13 protein-coding genes and 1 tRNA gene are annotated in these 15,273 nt (G+C 67.9%); 5 read left to right on the top strand and 9 right to left on the bottom strand.

Features of this window, described 5'->3' with window-relative positions; genetic code table 11:
• Window positions 1-72 precede the first annotated feature (72 nt).
• The 4 genes from KBI44_01990 to KBI44_01975 all read right to left on the bottom strand — a co-directional run bounded on the left by KBI44_01990 (window position 73) and on the right by KBI44_01975 (window position 7,479).
• Entirely contained in the window at window positions 73-1,464 is a 1,392-nt protein-coding gene (locus KBI44_01990) for a sigma-54-dependent Fis family transcriptional regulator (protein ID MBP9143230.1), read from the bottom strand.
• Window positions 1,461-4,316 carry a PAS domain-containing protein gene (locus KBI44_01985; GenBank protein MBP9143229.1) on the bottom strand — a complete coding sequence of 952 codons (2,856 nt, stop codon included), beginning with the start codon at window positions 4,314-4,316 and terminating at the stop codon, window positions 1,461-1,463. Before KBI44_01985 ends, KBI44_01990 begins: the two co-directional genes overlap by 4 nt.
• Before the next feature lie 233 nt (window positions 4,317-4,549).
• Window positions 4,550-6,502, bottom strand: a complete 1,953-nt coding sequence (locus tag KBI44_01980; protein MBP9143228.1) for a carboxypeptidase regulatory-like domain-containing protein — start codon at window positions 6,500-6,502, stop codon at window positions 4,550-4,552.
• 101 nt (window positions 6,503-6,603) lie between these two features.
• Window positions 6,604-7,479, bottom strand: a complete 876-nt coding sequence (locus KBI44_01975) for a ComF family protein (GenBank protein ID MBP9143227.1) — start codon at window positions 7,477-7,479, stop codon at window positions 6,604-6,606.
• 139 nt (window positions 7,480-7,618) lie between these two features.
• Between KBI44_01975 and KBI44_01970 the strand changes: the two genes are divergently transcribed.
• A complete protein-coding gene (locus tag KBI44_01970; protein MBP9143226.1) occupies window positions 7,619-8,173 on the top strand; it encodes a hypothetical protein in 555 nt (184 codons plus the stop codon).
• Window positions 8,174-8,194: 21 nt separating this feature from the next.
• Here KBI44_01970 and KBI44_01965 read toward each other — a convergent pair whose 3' ends face one another.
• Window positions 8,195-8,890 (bottom strand): TlpA family protein disulfide reductase, encoded by a 696-nt coding sequence (locus KBI44_01965; protein MBP9143225.1) that lies wholly within the window; start codon window positions 8,888-8,890, stop codon window positions 8,195-8,197.
• A 65-nt stretch (window positions 8,891-8,955) separates the two neighbouring features.
• Between KBI44_01965 and hflX the strand changes: the two genes are divergently transcribed.
• A complete protein-coding gene (hflX, locus tag KBI44_01960) occupies window positions 8,956-10,320 on the top strand; it encodes a GTPase HflX (GenBank protein ID MBP9143224.1) in 1,365 nt (454 codons plus the stop codon).
• 74 nt (window positions 10,321-10,394) lie between these two features.
• Window positions 10,395-10,470 (top strand) — tRNA-Ala (locus KBI44_01955).
• A gap of 88 nt (window positions 10,471-10,558) precedes the next feature.
• On the opposite strand, the gene KBI44_01950 is transcribed toward KBI44_01955, so the two are convergent.
• From KBI44_01950 to KBI44_01935, 4 genes are all read right to left on the bottom strand, one after another.
• A complete protein-coding gene (locus KBI44_01950) occupies window positions 10,559-10,903 on the bottom strand; it encodes a hypothetical protein (protein MBP9143223.1) in 345 nt (114 codons plus the stop codon).
• 4 nt (window positions 10,904-10,907) lie between these two features.
• Complete coding sequence (locus KBI44_01945; protein MBP9143222.1) at window positions 10,908-11,090, bottom strand: hypothetical protein; 183 nt, start codon at window positions 11,088-11,090, stop codon at window positions 10,908-10,910.
• Window positions 11,091-11,512: 422 nt separating this feature from the next.
• The gene (locus KBI44_01940; protein MBP9143221.1) at window positions 11,513-11,902 is read right to left on the bottom strand and encodes a PIN domain-containing protein; all 390 of its coding nucleotides are present in this window, start codon (window positions 11,900-11,902) and stop codon (window positions 11,513-11,515) included.
• Window positions 11,899-12,234, bottom strand: coding sequence for a prevent-host-death protein (locus KBI44_01935; GenBank protein MBP9143220.1), 336 nt, complete (start codon window positions 12,232-12,234; stop codon window positions 11,899-11,901). The genes KBI44_01940 and KBI44_01935 overlap by 4 nt, the downstream gene beginning before the upstream one ends.
• 179 nt (window positions 12,235-12,413) lie before the next feature.
• Here KBI44_01935 and KBI44_01930 point away from each other — a divergent pair, with 179 nt between their 5' ends.
• Window positions 12,414-13,400 carry an integron integrase gene (locus KBI44_01930; protein MBP9143219.1) on the top strand — a complete coding sequence of 329 codons (987 nt, stop codon included), beginning with the start codon at window positions 12,414-12,416 and terminating at the stop codon, window positions 13,398-13,400.
• 1,674 nt (window positions 13,401-15,074) lie between these two features.
• A partial coding sequence (locus tag KBI44_01925) for a hypothetical protein (protein MBP9143218.1) occupies window positions 15,075-15,273 on the top strand: 199 nt, incomplete at its 3' end.

Below are 15,273 nucleotides of genomic sequence, written 5' to 3'. Positions count from 1 at the left end.
GGTACACTGCAAACCCATTGAATAGAGTCACTTGCGAGACCCTCCGGCGAAGCATGAGCCGCCCTCGGAGGGTCAGGAGGCGGCGACTTCGGCGTTCACACCGAGGCGCTTCATCATCTCGTGCAGCGTCGTCGGCTTGATCTGCAGGAGCTCCGCCGCCTTCTTCTGCACGCCGCCGGCGGACTGCAGCGCCTGAATGACCAGCTGACGTTCGTAGGACGAGACGGCGTCCCAGAACGAGCCGTTCTGCAGAGTCGCCGCCGCCGGCTGGGCGCCCGCACCGAGTCCGCCGGCGCCCGAGCGTACCGAAGGCGGCAGGAGCTCGACCTCGAGGACCTCGCCGGTCGAGAGCACGACGGCGCGCTCGATGGCATTCTCGAGCTCGCGCACGTTTCCCGGCCAGCGGTAGTCCATGAGCAACTCGAAAGCGGCCGGCGAGATGCTGTTCATCGCCTTGCCGTTCTCGTCCGCGTAGACGCGCAGGAAATGCCGCGCCAGGAGCGGAATGTCCTCGGTCCGGTCGCGCAGCGGCGGCAGCTGCAAGGTGATCACGTTCAGCCGGTAGAAGAGATCCTCGCGGAACTCGCCGCGCCGGACCAGCGCCTCGATGTCGGCGTTGGTGGCGGCGATCAGGCGGACGTCGACGCGAATCGTGTCGATGCCACCCAGCCGCATGAACTCCTTCTCCTGAATGACCCGCAGGAGCTTCGCCTGCGTCTCCATCGGGATGTTGCCGATCTCGTCGAAGAAGATGGAGCCGTTGTTGGCGGCCTCGAAGAGACCCTTCTTCGCCGCGATGGCGCCGGTGAAGGCCCCTTTGACGTGGCCGAAGAGGGTGCTCTCGAGCAGGTCGTGCGGCATCGAGCCCGAGTTCACGGTCACGAACGGACCCTGGGTGCGCCGGCTGTGGTGGTGCAGGGCCTTGGCGACGAGCTCCTTGCCGGTGCCGCTCTCGCCGAGGATGAGCATGTTGCTCTTCGACGGCGCGGCGAGGCGGATCAGGTCGAAGACCTGCTGCATCGGCGCGCTCTTGCCGATGATGTTGTCCAGGCCGTAGCGCTTCTCGAGCTCCTGTTTGAGGGAGCGGTTCTCGCTGGTCAGGCGCCGCTGCTCGAGGCCCTTGCGGATGGTGAGCAGCACCTCTTCGTTCTTGAACGGCTTCGGAATGTAATGGAAGGCACCGATGCGCATCGCCTCGATGGCGCTCTCGATCGATGAGTAGGCCGTGACCACGATCACGACCTGTTCGGGATCCCGGCTGCGGATCTGCTTCAAGACCTCCATGCCCGACATGCCCGGCAGCATCAGGTCGAGCAGCACGAGGTCGATCGGCTCGCGCTCGGCGATCATCAGCGCCTCTTCGCCGGTGCGCGCCGCGATCGGACGGAAACCCTCGCGCTTGAGCAGGGTGCCCAGGACATCCTGGAGGACCTCTTCGTCGTCGACGACGAGGATGTTGTTCATGCCGGCTCTCGCGCGGTGTCGGACGGGGACGGCGCCGCAAAGGCCTTGCCGGGGCCGGGAAGCTCCACCACGAAGCGGCAGCCCAGGTCCTTCCCGGAGCTCTCGACCCGGATGCGCCCGCCGTGCTGTTCGATGATGCTCCGGCTGATGGCGAGACCCAATCCCGTGCCCCCCTTGCCCGTCTTCGTGGTGTAGAACGGTTCGAAGACCTTGGCCAGGTGCTGCGCTTCGATCCCCGAGCCGTTGTCTTCGATACGCACCTGGACGCCAGGGGTTGCACCGGGGCGTGCCGGCTCGGCGTCGATCGCGATGACGATCCTGCCGCCCTGTTCGGGGGCGGCGTCGAGGGCGTTGAGCAACAGGTTGGTGAACACCTGCTGCAGCTCGCCCTCCGAGCCCGAGACCACCGGCGCCGCCTCGGGCAACTGCCACTCGATGACGACCCCGCGCGCCTGGAGGCGTTCGCGCAGCAGATCGGCGGTCTCCTGCAGGAGCGCCGAGAGCGCCACCGGGCCGCTCTCGTGGTCGCGCTTGCGCGCGAACTCGAGCAGGCCGTTGACGATACGCGAGGCGCGGAAGGTCTGGCGTTCGACCTTCTGCAGGAGCTCCCGTCGCGGATCGGAGGCGTCGGTATCCGCGAGCAGCATCTGGGCATAGCTCGAGATGCCGGTGAGCGGCGTGTTCACTTCGTGCGCCACGCCGGCGGCGAGGACTCCCAGGGAGGCGAGGCGATCCTGCTCGCGCATCGCGCGTTCCATCGCCACCCGTTCGGAGACGTCCTGGACGACCAGCACACGATCGGCGCGCGGACCCGCAGCGGCCTCTGCGAGGTCGGGGAGTGGAGCGGCGGTCAGTTGCAGATGACGCAGGCCGCCGCTCGCGTCCTCGAACGAAAGCTGGCGGATGCCCGATCCGGGCTCCGGCAGAGCGTCGAGCGGGAAGATCTCCAGGATTTTCGCGCCCAGGAGCTCGCCGCGTGTGCGCCCGGCGATCGCCGCGAAAGCGAGGTTGGCGGAGGTCACCCGGCCCTCGGTGTCGAGCACCACGATGCCCGCCGGCGACGACTCGAGGATCTCCTCGTTGTGGCGCTGCAGCGAGGTCACCCGCGCGAGCTGCCGGTGCACCTGGTCGAGGAGCTGGGCGTTCTCGATGGCGAGCGCCGCCTGGTCGAGCAGGGTGCGGACGATCTCGACATCCTCGGTGGAGAGCGGCAGCCGGTCGCGGCGCAGCGAGGTGAGAGCCAGGCCGATCTGATGGCCGCGGACGAGCAGCGGGAAAACGTAGCGGTAGCCGGCGACGTAGAGCTGCTGCTCGACGGTCGCCGACTCGCCGGGCAGGCCGATCGGCTGAAGCGTCTCGAAATCGCCCTCCCAGAGGCCGTCGCGCAGCGTTGCTAAAGCGATGGCGCGTGGCAATCCGGGGTGGGGTCGCACCGGCACCAGCGCCGGTCCCTGGAGGAGGAGGAGATTCGTGCGCTCGAGGTCGAGCGCCTGCTCGGCCTCGGAGAGCAGTGCCTGGCAGAGCCGGTCGAGGTCGCGCTCCTGGAGGAGATCCTGCGCCACCCGCGCGAGGCCCCGGCGACGGCCGAAGGCGCGGCCGTACTGCAGCCGCTCGAGCGCGCCGTGGATGCCGCGATGGGTGGGGACGACGAGTCCCACTGCGAGAATCCCGCCGATGAAAGTGAGCAGGTCGCGGGTGAAGCCGAGCTCGGCCGGCATTGCGCGCCGCACGGCGAGATCGATCAGCGAGAAGGTGGTGAGCCCGAAGAGGAGCGTCAGGGTGTAGGAGAGCCCGTTGCGGACCATGACACCCAGGTCCCAGAGGCGATAGCGCATCACCGCCCAGGCGAAAGCGAACGGCACGCAGGCGAGCGGCAGCACCGCGAGAGCCGAGAGCGACTCCGGGAGCTCGAGGCCGAGGATCGCGGGCAGGCCGTGGAAGAGGAAGAACGGCAGGTAGCCCGCCGCCATCCCGACCAGCAGCCAGAGGAGCTGACGCTGCTGCTCCCAATCGCCGAGCGACGCGAGCCGGCGCGCCAGTACGACCACCGAGAGGGCGGCGAACAGCAGGAGGTGCGCGAGCTCGATGCGATCGAGCAGGGCGACGAGGTGCGCGCTCGGCGGGCCGACGAGCCAGGTGCCGTTGGCCCAGGCGAGGTCGGCCTGGTAAAGGGTCAGCACCGCCGCGGGCAGATAGAGGAACGGCAGCCAGCGCGAGCGCGTCGAGGTTGTCGGAGCCACCGGAGCCACCGGACGCGGAATCGACAGGAAGAGGTGGAGCGTCAACGGCGGCAGCAGGAGGCGCGCCGCTTCGTCGAAGAAGTAGATCCAGCGGCCGAGCGTGTCGGGCGGGAAGACCGGCGAGAAGACGTACAGCACCGCGGAGACCAGACACCAGAGATAGAACAGCGGGCCGCCGGCGGCATTTCCCGAGCGCCAGATGACGAACAGCCCGATCGCCGCGTAGGCGCAGCCGATGAGCGCGAGGATCAGGTAGGGCGCGTCGAGATCGAGCGGCGGGCGCCGGTAGTCGACCGTCTCCAGGCGCTCCTGGCGCAGGACCACGAGCTGGGAGGTGGGGGAATCCCGCAGGACCTTCGCCAGCCGCGGAACCTGGCTGACCTCGGCACCGTTGACCAGCACGATGCGATCTCCCGGCACGAGCGCCGAGTCGAGCATCGGGTCGACCGCGCGCACCTCCCAATGGTCAGCTGCGGCCAAGGCCTCGAAACCGAGCGGCTGGAAGGTCTCGAGCTTCTGCTGGAAACCGCGCGCGCCGACGACCGCCAGGCCGGCGGTGGCCGCGAGCAGGAGGAAGGTGGCAAGGCGCCGGAGGCGCACGGATTCAGACATCAGATGGCCGCGGTATACCCAAGAGCTATCCGAATTAGCACTTTCCATGCCATCCGAAGTGCTCTGAAAAGTCGAATAAGTGGTCTTCCTGGAACGGTTTATGTCGTCGAGACGCAGATTCTTGAAGCCGCTTCATCGAATTGGATCGGCGCTCGAGAAAGGGCCCGCAAGGGAGTCCGGGGGGAGGACCCGGCGCGCATGGAAAAAACCTGGCTGAAAGGGGGAGACGGCGTTCAGAAGCGCACGGCGACGCCGGTGACGACGCGGCGCTGGATCGCTTCGGTGTCGACGTCCGAGTGGAAGAAAGACGCGCCGCGGGCGAGCCCCATTCCGACGTGAACCGCCCAGTCCTGGGCCAAGTCCCAGACAGCGGAGAGGTTCTGGCTGACGACGAGGTCGAGCCGCTGCATGTCGGTCGCCGGGTCGACAAGGCTGCTCGACGTCCGGCCGACCGCCGCGAGCTGCTGATCGAGGAGCTGGTAGGTGAGGTAGACCCCGGTGGAGGTGCGCTCGAAGGTCGCGTCGATGCCCGACGAGATCATCGAGACCTGATTCTCGTAATAGCGCCGGTTGACCGACTGGAAGACCCCGCCACCGCCCTCGGCGACGCTCGCAGAGACTTTGGTGACGATTCCGGGAGAGATCCGCTGGCGCAGCGAAGCGTGGACCTGCGGCAGGCGGTCGCCGGGAACGAGGAAGATGCCCTCGCTGCTCTCGAAGAAGTTGCCGTTGAAGTACATCCGGACCGTCTCGTCGAGCTCGCGGTAGGAGGCGCCGAGCGCGAGCTGGCTGTCGACGCCGGAGGAGCGCATGACCGACATCTGGTAGCAGGCCGATTCGGTCTCGCCGCAGGTCATCGTGCCGTCGAGGACGACGGGCAGGAAGTCGTCGCTCACCAGGTCGTCCTGCGACACCACGCGGTGGGCGGCGGTGAGGGAGGTCTGCCAGAGCGGGCCCATCTGCAGCACGACGCCGCCGCGCGGCGTGATCGCGATGGAGCCGTCGGTCATCGTGGTGAACAGCCCATACTGGACCAGCACCTTCGAGCTCGCCTGCCAGCCGCCGTCGCCGAAGGCGTCGAGGGATTGGGTGGCGAGGAGGGCGCTATCCGTGCCGGAAAGGCGCCGGGCATAGGCGCCGGAGCTCTCGCGGTAGCGCAGGCCGGCCCGCAGATCGCCGAGGCTCTCGAACTTCCGCGCATAATCGCCCTCGACCCGCAGCGTCCGTGAAGCGACCGGCAGGCCGAGCGGATCGATCCACGCCCGGTTGTAGAGGCCGCTCTCTTCGATGAGCGACGCCTTGACCGAGGTCGTGCCGCTCTCGCCCACCGGCCGGTTCCAGCGGAAGAACAGCTGCGACGCCTCGACCGGAGTGGTGTAGGTGTCGTCCATCATCGTGAGCTTGTTGCTGCTCGAAGAGATGTCGAAGTCGCCCTGCCCCGGCGTCTGAACGTTGAACGACAGCGAATGGGTCTGTCCGTCGACGCCGACCCCGGAGCTCGACTGGGCGGCGAGCTCGTTTTGGAAGCTCTGGAAGTCGCCCTGCATGGTGAGCTTGACCGCGCCGACCTTGCCTTTGAGCCCGACGTTCGCGCCGGTGAGCCGGGCGCTCGCATTCGGGGTGACGTCGTGCACGCCGGAGAGCGCCGAGACCTCGGCGAGGAGGCGCGAATCGGCGCCCGAGCCGTCGCCGAGGACGAGGTTGGCGAGCTCCGGGGTGTCGGAAGGGGAAGGGGCGCCGGCGCCGCCCGCGATCTCGAACGGTGCCGTGATGTCGCGCAGCACGTCGCTCGGAATCGCCGAGCGCACGCTCCAGAAGTCGGTGAGATCGGCGGCGGCCTCTTCCGAGAGCTCGAGCTCGACGAACTGCGGCGCGTCGGCGGCGTCCCGCTGCAGCAGCTGGATCGCAGGCTGCAAACCGGCCTTGTGCGCGATGAGCTTGTAGATGCCGGCCGGGAGAGCCTCGAAGAGGAACTTGCCGCTGCCGTCGGTGAGGACTTTGTGCAGCGACTTCTCGACCAGCTGATAGGCGTAGACGCGGGCTTCGGAAACCGGCGACTGGTTGAGGACGACGCGCCCCTCGAGGCCCAGGGTCTCGGCGCTCGCCGGTCGCGCGAGCGCGAGCAGCGTCAGCGTGGCGAAAATCGCCGTCGCGCTTCGATGGGGGAAAATGGGTAAGGAACCCATTGCGTCGTCAATATAGCCCCGCTGTCAAGAGCTGTCAATCCGGGCGGTCCGGCCGCCTGGGCGGGGGGCGCGAGCGCTTCGGGGCCGGGCGCTTCCGGCCGTCAGCTCTCCCGGGGCGGAACCTCGAGCGGTGTCCAGCCGAGGACCGCGACTTCGACACACCGGGCGCCGGCGCGACGCAGGGCGGCGCTCGCGCCGCGCACCGTTGCACCGGTGGTCAGCACATCGTCGACGAGCAGGATCGACCGCCCGGCGACAGCGCCGGGGTCGGGCACGCGGAACGGCGCGCCGCGGGCCCGCTCGGCGCGCTTGCGCCCGGTCTGGTGAGGCGTGAAGAGGCTGCGCGCGAGCGCTCGCGGACAGGGGCGGTCGTACTCCCGGGCAAGCGGGCCGACGAGGAGCTCCGTCTGGTTGAAGCCGCGCGCCAGGCGGCGGGGCCAGGGAAGGGGGAGCGGAACGAAGAGATCGGGCACCTGCCAGTCGCTCTCGGTGCGCTGCCGGTCGGCCAGCACCCGGCCCAGAGCCCGCGCGAAATGGGCGCCGAGGAAGTCGAGCCGGCCGAACTTGAACGCCTGCACGACCTCCTTCAAGGGGCTCTCGTAGCGCCAGAGGGCGGTGAGGCGCTCGAAGGCCGGCGGATCGGCGACGCAGCGCCCGCAGCGCTGCGGGCGCGTGGCCGGGGCGAGCGGCAGGGCGCAGGTCGCGCAGCTCGCCAGCGGATCGATGGCGGCCAGGCGGCCATGGCAGAGCGGGCAGAGTCCGAGCGGCGGAGCGCCCGCCAGAGTGCCCGCGCAGATCCCGGGGCTGCCACAGGCCGCGGAACCTCCGCGCGTCCAGCCGCCCGGCGAAACCGCGGCCGGCCGATCTATCTCGGCGGCAGCAGAGGCCGGGCGGCTTTCTCCGGCCCGCATCGGCACACCGCAGGCGAGGCAATGGCGGGGCCACAGGAGGTCGAAGAGGTCGAGCAGCGGGCGCATGGCGACGGAACCTCCGCCCGGTCCGTAGGAAGAGCAGGTGAAGGTTCACTGCATGAAGACGGAAACGGCGGCCGCTATACTTGCGCTCGAGGCCAACGAAGTTGCCGAACCGGACGCTGGATCCTCCGAGGAGATCGCCTTGAGGCTGAAAACACTGATGCTGATGTCTGCCCTGTCGCTGGGCGCCGTCGCCGCGCCGCTTGCCGCCGCCGAGCAGCAGGAGAGCTACACCTTCACACTCGGCCTCCTCGCCGGCATCGGTGGATCGCTCGACGCCGAGCCCGATCCCGGGCTCACCCAGTCGAGCTGGGCAATCGCGGCCGGCATGATCACCGCGCCGCGCACTCTCGTCGTGGTGCGCGCCGGCCGCCTTTCGATCGATGGCGATCCGGTCTACGAGCGCTTCACGAGCGCCGACCTCGAGTACGTCACCATCGCCGGCGAATACCGCTTCGCCCAGCCGACCTACGACTTCGGCACCTACCTCGGCATCGGCGCCTACAAGATGAACGGCGAGTTGCTCCTCGGAGGCGAGGACAGCGAGAGCGATCTCGGCTTCGTGATCGGGCTGACCGGCGACTTCGACGTGACGCGGAACCTCTCCGTGATCGGCGAGGTCTCGGGCCACTACGCTTTCCTCGACGACGCCAACATCTTTGCGATGGCGAACCTCGGGCTCGCCTTCCACTTCTAGGGCCGGCTTCTCTCGGGCGGTCTACCGGGGCGCTTCCGCGGCCCCGTCCTGCCCCGGCCTCTTCGCCCCCTCGGCCCCGTCCGCGAGGCGGGCGAGCACGGTGCGCCGGGCCACGGCGGTCGGCGCGTCGTGCCAGTCGGCCGCGCCGATGAAGCTCGCTGCGATCTTGCCGTCGAGGATCAGGTGGGTCTCGGGGAGCTGGGTGGTGCGGAAGCGGCGGGCGACATCCCAGACCGGATCGAAGAGCACCGGGTAGCGCGGATTGCCGACGAACTCGACCGCGCGGTCGCGCTCGTCGGCGACGGCCACCAGGACGAGCTTGAGGCGCCGGTCGCCCACTTCGCCGGCAAAGGCGAGCAGGCTCGGGATCTCCTGCCGACAGGGGGGGCACCAGGTCGCCCAGAAGTGCACCAGCGTCGCCGGAGCCAGCTCGCCCGCGAGCGCCACGGTCGCGCCGCTCTCGTCGATCAGGTAGCCGTCCTCGAACTTCCGTTCGGCCCTCGAGCGCGGCCAGAGGAGAAGTGCCAGCGCGATCGCGGTCCCCAGGCCGAGCGCGATCTTCGCCTGCGGGGAGAGGCGGCCGAGCCGCCCTCCGGCGGGTGGCGCGGCCGGCGGACCGGGTGCCGGATCGGCCGCTGCCGTCGCTGCCGGCGCAGGTGTCGTCGGGAGATTGGCGGCAGGCGCGGGACCGGGCGTCGAGTCGTCGTTTTCGCTCATCCTCAGCTATCCTAACCACGGACGATATGAGTTCTCCCCGCCCCAACGCACGAGATTTGGACCGGATGCACCTGCCCGGCGGCCCGCGCCGCGCCTATCTGGTCGGTGTGGCGCTGCCGGGGCTGCCGTCGTTCGAGGCCGAGGAGCACCTCGCGGAGCTTGCCGCCCTGGCGGACACCGCGGGGGTCGAGGTCGTGGGCGAGACGGTGCAGGCCAGGAAGTCGCTCGACCCGAAGTTCTTCATCGGCTCGGGCAAGGCCGCCGAGGTGGCCGCCAAGGCCGTCGAGCTCAAAGCGAACCTGGTGATCTTCGACGACGACCTCTCGGGCGGGCAGGTCAAGAACCTCGAGGAGGTCGTGAAGGTCCAGGTGATGGACAGGAGCGGCCTGATCCTCGAGATCTTCGATCAGCGCGCCCGCAGCAAGGAGGCCCGCACCCAGGTCGAGCTCGCCCGCCTCCAGTACCTGCTGCCGCGCCTCACCCGGCAGTGGCAGCATCTGTCGCGCCAGGTCGGCGGCATCGGCGTCCGCGGCGGCGAGGGCGAATCGCAGCTCGAGGCCGACCGCCGGGTGATCAAGAGGAACATCACGCGCCTGAAGCGCGAGCTCGAGCAGATCGACCGCATGCGCAAGGAGCACCGGCGCGGGCGCTCGGACGTTCCGGTCGTGGCGCTCGCCGGCTACACCAACGCCGGCAAGTCGACGCTCTTCAATCGCCTGACGAACGACTCGACCTTCGCCGAGAACCGCCTCTTCGCGACCCTCGACTCGCGGCTGCGCCGCGGCGCGCTCGACCGCGACGGCGGCCTGGCGGTCTTCGCCGACACCGTCGGCTTCATCCGCAAGCTCCCGCATCATCTGGTGGCGTCCTTCCGCTCGACGCTCGACGAGATCGTTCAGGCGGATCTGGTGCTGCACGTCATCGACCGCAGCCACCCGCGCTGGCAGGAGCAGAAGGACGTCGCCGAGGAGGTCATGAAGGAGCTGGGCATCGACCCGGCGAACATCCTCGAAGTCCACAACAAGATCGACCGCCTGCCGGCCGAGGAGCGCATCTCCCGCGCCCGCGCCGGCCTGGTCTCGGTTTCGGCCCAGACCGGCGAGGGGATCCCGGCGTTGCAGTCGAAAATCGCCCGCGCCTTGGGCGAGAAGGCCCACTCCCGCCCGGAGACCCGCGGCAGCGCCGAGTACTGGGAGAAGCTCGCCGTCCAGCAGTCGATCGATCTCGCAGCCGAGAGCGCGGGAACGGATGCCCTCGAGGATCCGACGGGCCGCGCGCCCGACGAAGTCCGCGAGCCCGCCGTGCTCGCCCAGCCCGTGGCGCCGGTCACCGCCACCGCGCCTGCCCCGGTCGCGCCCGCCCGCACCGGTCCCAGCCGCATCGGCGACTCCAAGCCCCACACCCCGCGCCCGCGCAAACGCCCCCGCTGAACCGCGCCTCCTCGCCCGGAAACCGCCGGGACTTGTCGCGGAGGCGCGCCGTCGCATAAACTTCGGCGTCCGGTGGGGCTGTAGCTCAGTTGGGAGAGCGCTTGAATGGCATTCAAGAGGTCGACGGTTCGATCCCGTTCAGCTCCACCAATCATCTCCCTTAGATTCAGCAGATAGCACAACGGCCCCGATGAAATCGGGGCCGTTGTTGTTTCCGGGGTCCGCCTTCTGCCTTCGGTCAGGAGCGGGTGGCGTCGTCGTCCTCCTCGAAGGTGCTGCTGCCGCTGCCGGCGGCGGAGCTTCCGCTGGCGCCGATCGCTCCCAGGTGGCCGATCGATCCCTCTCGGCGCAGGATGCGCTCGGAGTGCACCGAAAGATGAAGAGAGGTCAGCGCTTCGGCCGCGCGGCAGTACCCCGGTGAACCGTGATGGGCCGGGGCGATCTCGTCGATCGCAGCGCCCAGTTCCCGTTCGAGTCTCTCGCGGGCGGCGGCATCGAGCCGCTCCTCCCCGCGAGTGGCACGCTCAGCGCGGGCGGCGAGGTGGGCCAGGGCTTCGAGATCCGGCGAGTCCATCGAATCCATGGCGCTAATTGAATCGACCACGGGCCCTCGCGCTCCCGGCTGCAGACGACCGCTCGAGCTTCGTCAGCGCCGCGAGGAGCTCCTCACAGAAAGCTTCGACCTGTGCTTCGTCGAAGAACTCGCACGCCTCGGCATCGGCATTCTCCGGGCGTTCCGACTCGGGCTTCGGGTGGAGGCTGGGGGTCATGGCGAGTCCTTCCTTCCGGCGTCTCGGGCAACTCGCTGCATTGCGGGTCGACCGGGTCGCAGGGAGGAACTGCACCGCCCGTGCCAGGCGAAGAATTCCAATGAACACAAGGCTTTGGGAGTCGCGGTGGCAACCGCCGCACGGATGCATTTCTGCAAATCGGTGCGCAGGATTCGTCGATCTGCGCGCCCCCGGCTGAAGCCGGAGTTCCGGCGGCGCCAGATAGCGACCGGTTTCTGCGTCCTGGACAGTTCATGAGCGAGCTCTCGTCAGGACCACCCGGCGACCGGGCCGGCAAAAGCAGCACCGGCCTCACCCCCAAGTCAGCAGCCCCTGCACCGGGACCCCGTCTGCTCGACCGCCTGAGTTTCGAAGCGCGACGGCGCCGGCTCGCGACGGGGGCGGGTGAGAGTTCGGGCTGTTCAGAGCTGGCCGAAGAGGGCGAACTCCATCGCCTGGGCGGTGTCGCGCATGCGCTCGTCGTAGGTGGCGATCTCGAGCCGGACGCCTGCCGTGCGCAGGAAGTCGGCGCTCGCGAGATGGAGCGCGTCGAGCGTCCGGACGGGGTTCGGGAAAGGCTCGAGAGCTCGCCCCAGAACCTCGGGGGTCAACTCGAGGAAAGCGACTCGCGCCAGAAGTTCCCGTGCCGCCTCACCGTGCGAACGTGCCGCGTCGAGCCGGTGGAGGCGATTCCAGATCTCGTACTCGAGGAGTCGCGAAGCGACGAAGGTCTCGGCCCAGAGGGTCTCCGGCGGGCGACGATCTTCGCCGAGAAGCTGCGCGAGCGCCACCGAAGTGTCGAGATAGATCATCGCCGGGCCGGGGCGACGGGTCCTTTGCGTGCGGCGCTCGCCGATCTTTCCGAGCGGTCTTCATCGAGTCCGCGCAGGATGTCCGCCAGCGGCAGAAGGGGCAGCGAGGGCGGCGGCGCGGTCGCGCGCAGGAGCGGCGGGGTGAGGACCCCGCGGCGGACGAGGTCGGCGAGACGCGCATCGTCGACAGCCGTCGCGCGCCCGGGGAGAGGCGGCCCGAGCTCCGCGACGACGCGGTCCCGGTCCGTCACCAGAACGATCTCGCCGGCGCTCGCCAGCTTCACGTATTCGCTGACTTTGTCCTTGAAGGCCTTGATCCCGATGGCTCGCATGCCGCCATTGTAGCCACCGGTAGCCACCGGTGCAATCCGGCGCGACACAGGGACAACCCGCGAGCGCCGCGCCGAAGCTGTCGAACAGCTCGACCAGGTCGCCGAACGGGCCTTGGTCGAAGAGCTGGTTCGCGGCTGATCTGCCAGATACAGGCCGCCGAATGCGTCTTTACCCAGAGATGACCCAGATCTCGCCCGACCCTGCCGCCGGACCGCGCCTTCTCGATCGCCTGACTTTCGAAGCCCGCCGGCGGAGGCTCGCGCTGCGCACCGAAAGGGCCTACCGCGCCTGGGCGCGGCGCTACATCCTCTTCCATGGCAAGCGCCATCCGTCCGAGCTCGGAGCGGAGGCGGTGTCGGAGTTCCTGACCGCTCTTGCCGTCGACCTCGGCGTGGCCGCCGCGACCCAGAATCAGGCTCTCGCCGCGCTGCTCTTCCTCTACCGCGAAGTCCTCGGCCTCGAGCTCGGGCCACTCCCCGAAGCGACACGAGCCAGCCGCCCGAAACGCCTGCCGGTCGTGCTGTCGCGAGACGAGGCGCGGCAACTCGTCGCTCAATTCGCCGGAGTCGAGCGTCTGGTGGTGCTCCTTCTCTACGGCGGTGGGCTCAGGTTGCTCGAGGTGCTGCGCCTGAGGGTAAAGGACCTCGACTTCGATCGTCACGAGATCACGGTGCGTTCAGGGAAGGGAGACCGCGATCGCCGGACGATGCTCCCCGCCATCGCTGCGCTCGAGCTCCGGCCCCATCTGGAGGTCGTGCGCCGATGGCATCAGCGGGATCTCGCGTCCGGGTTCGGGCGAGTCGAGCTCCCCGGCGCCCTGGCGCGCAAGCTCCCCAATGCGACGGCGGAGTGGCCCTGGCAGTGGGTCTTCCCTTCGATCAGATTTGCGACGGACCCGAGATCCGGCGAAAGCCGCCGCCATCATCTCTTCCCGGAGCGCATCCAGCGCGCCGTCAGCAAGGCTGCGAGAGCCGCAGGAATCGCCAAACGAGTCACCTGCCACACCCTTCGCCACAGCTTCGCCACCCACCTCCTCGAAGCCGGCTACGACATCCGCACCGTCCAGGAGCTCCTCGGCCATCGCCAGGTCTCGACTACCATGATCTACACCCACGTCCTCAACAAGGGAGGCCTCGGCGTCCGCAGCCCCCTCGACGCGCCATGACCCAATTGCGGATTATTCGACCGAATTCGCCGACATCTCCAATCCACCAATGCGCGAGGATTTCGCCACAACTGAAGCAACCAAAGGCCCATGCTTGCCCCGCCGAGCAAATGTGCCACACTGTTATTCCGTCAATGTCACACCAAATGTCCACGCCTCATAAGTCGACGAATCGTAGTTAGGCGTCGGCCGATGCATCCGCGATACCGAACCATCACGCTTGCCTGCGTTCTCTCCGTTAGCATCGGATGCCGTCCCGGCAACCCGACGCCAAGGACGCTTCAGTACATTGCGAACTGGGAGGAACTAGCGCCTTCCAGAATAGTCGAGGTCATGGATGCCTACGTCTCGACATCGTGGTCGCCTACCGGCGATCACGTCGATCTATTTCGCCTTAGGCTGGAACCAAGAGCAACGCGACTAAAGAATGCGCTTCGTCGAGATCAAGTAGTTGAGCCTCTAATTTCGGAGGCGATCGAAGCGGCCAGCGGGGCCTCGACAACTGAAACCTCCTGGTTTCCGGACGCAGACTCCTTGAAGAGCGAGCGATTCCTTGTTGCGATTCCGGAACTCACGGCGTACCACGGTCGAGTCGAGTCCGTTAAGCTGACCGCGCTCGATACAGTGACTGGCTTTCTCTATCATGCGGATGTTTCGTGGTGAAGTCGGAGGCCTCGTTTGCTCAACATGTTTGACCCGCCACCTAACCAGTCGTTCGAGCGGACGCGTTCAGCGGCGGCGTCCGGCTTCGCCGGGCAACAGTTGTGGCGCGCCGCTCAACTCCAGATCCGTTATACCTCCGGGTAGATGGCATTCGCCTCCGCGGCGCGGCTCGCGCATCCGGTCAGTCTCTCCGCTGGGTCGCCCTCGTGCATCCAGGCGCGGCAAAGGCACTCTTGTTTTCAAGCCATCAGCGTTGGCTACCGGCTTCCACCCGCGGCTGTCACTCCAGCATCTTCGTGTAGCCTTCGGCTGTGGTCGCTGAAGCAGCCATCAGGTGTGCGTCGGTCAACGGGCCCCGGAGCGCTTGTGACCGGTAGGTATAACCAGTCGTTCGAGCGGACGCGGGGGCCCGTCTCTGGCTCGCTGCGCTCGGCGACATTCGGCGACCGCGCCGCTCAACTCCAGATCCGTTAGACCACAGCCCACCGTTCATGGCTACCTCGGCGCTGTGGAGAGCATGGGTTCCTTCCGCATTATTCCTAGTCCTACTCGCCGTCGTCTTGCTTTGGCTTTCTGCCTGGCCTCTAGTGGTCTTCTTCGAGAAGCTGCCGGATTTCCTTAAGCAGGCGGTGTACCTGTATCTCGGTATTACACTCGTTCTCCTAGCGTTCGCGGCGGGCACTCTTGGACGTCGCAGGTGGGCATGGCGCGGATTGCTCGTGACCGTGTCGGTAGTTGCCGCGTATTGTGCCTATGTTGTTGCGTGGGCGCTGATTGGTCTATCTCGCTCGGAAGGTCCATGGTGGGAAGTCATGCGCGCCCCGCTCTTCGCGCTGGTTTGTGGTGTTGTGGTGCTCTACTTGCTCGCAAAGGGTGGTTCGACATGGTTAGCTCAACGCCAGTGACCTGTGGTCTAACCAGTCGCTCGAGCGGACGCGTTGGGCGCCCGCGGTCCGGCTTCGCCGGTTCGGCATCGTGGCGCGCCGCTCAGCTCCAGATCCGTTAGACCGCATGAACATCAGTGTCGCGTTCCCTCTCGAGGATCCTGCCGTTTCCATTCCCTGGGGCATTTCAGATCGCGAACTCACTGCCTTGCTGGGCACCCGGCTTCGAAATGTAACTACGGGCTACTTCACGATGACCTGCACCTCCCTTGCGGGCCTGGAGCATGAACTGGGCTTTCACTTCGAGCCACGATCTGGCGGTAGGC

This window comes from Thermoanaerobaculia bacterium, assembly GCA_018057705.1.
In the GTDB taxonomy this organism is placed as follows: Bacteria; Acidobacteriota; Thermoanaerobaculia; order Multivoradales; family JAGPDF01; genus JAGPDF01.
Note: the sequence above shows the minus strand (reverse complement) of the source record. Positions and strands in the feature narration are given on the sequence as shown.

What these genes read in the sequence shown, in the direction of transcription:
- KBI44_01990 (MBP9143230.1), bottom strand. Translation starts at nt 1,464, where the DNA reads ATGAACAACATCCTCGTCGTCGACGACGAAGAGGTCCTCCAGGATGTC.
- KBI44_01985 (MBP9143229.1), bottom strand. Translation starts at nt 4,316, where the DNA reads ATGTCTGAATCCGTGCGCCTCCGGCGCCTTGCCACCTTCCTCCTGCTC.
- KBI44_01980 (MBP9143228.1), bottom strand. Translation starts at nt 6,502, where the DNA reads ATGGGTTCCTTACCCATTTTCCCCCATCGAAGCGCGACGGCGATTTTC.
- KBI44_01975 (MBP9143227.1), bottom strand. Translation starts at nt 7,479, where the DNA reads ATGCGCCCGCTGCTCGACCTCTTCGACCTCCTGTGGCCCCGCCATTGC.
- KBI44_01965 (MBP9143225.1), bottom strand. Translation starts at nt 8,890, where the DNA reads ATGAGCGAAAACGACGACTCGACGCCCGGTCCCGCGCCTGCCGCCAAT.
- hflX (MBP9143224.1), top strand. Translation starts at nt 8,956, where the DNA reads ATGCACCTGCCCGGCGGCCCGCGCCGCGCCTATCTGGTCGGTGTGGCG.
- KBI44_01950 (MBP9143223.1), bottom strand. Translation starts at nt 10,903, where the DNA reads ATGGATTCGATGGACTCGCCGGATCTCGAAGCCCTGGCCCACCTCGCC.
- KBI44_01945 (MBP9143222.1), bottom strand. Translation starts at nt 11,090, where the DNA reads ATGACCCCCAGCCTCCACCCGAAGCCCGAGTCGGAACGCCCGGAGAAT.
- KBI44_01940 (MBP9143221.1), bottom strand. Translation starts at nt 11,902, where the DNA reads ATGATCTATCTCGACACTTCGGTGGCGCTCGCGCAGCTTCTCGGCGAA.
- KBI44_01935 (MBP9143220.1), bottom strand. Translation starts at nt 12,234, where the DNA reads ATGCGAGCCATCGGGATCAAGGCCTTCAAGGACAAAGTCAGCGAATAC.
- KBI44_01930 (MBP9143219.1), top strand. Translation starts at nt 12,414, where the DNA reads ATGACCCAGATCTCGCCCGACCCTGCCGCCGGACCGCGCCTTCTCGAT.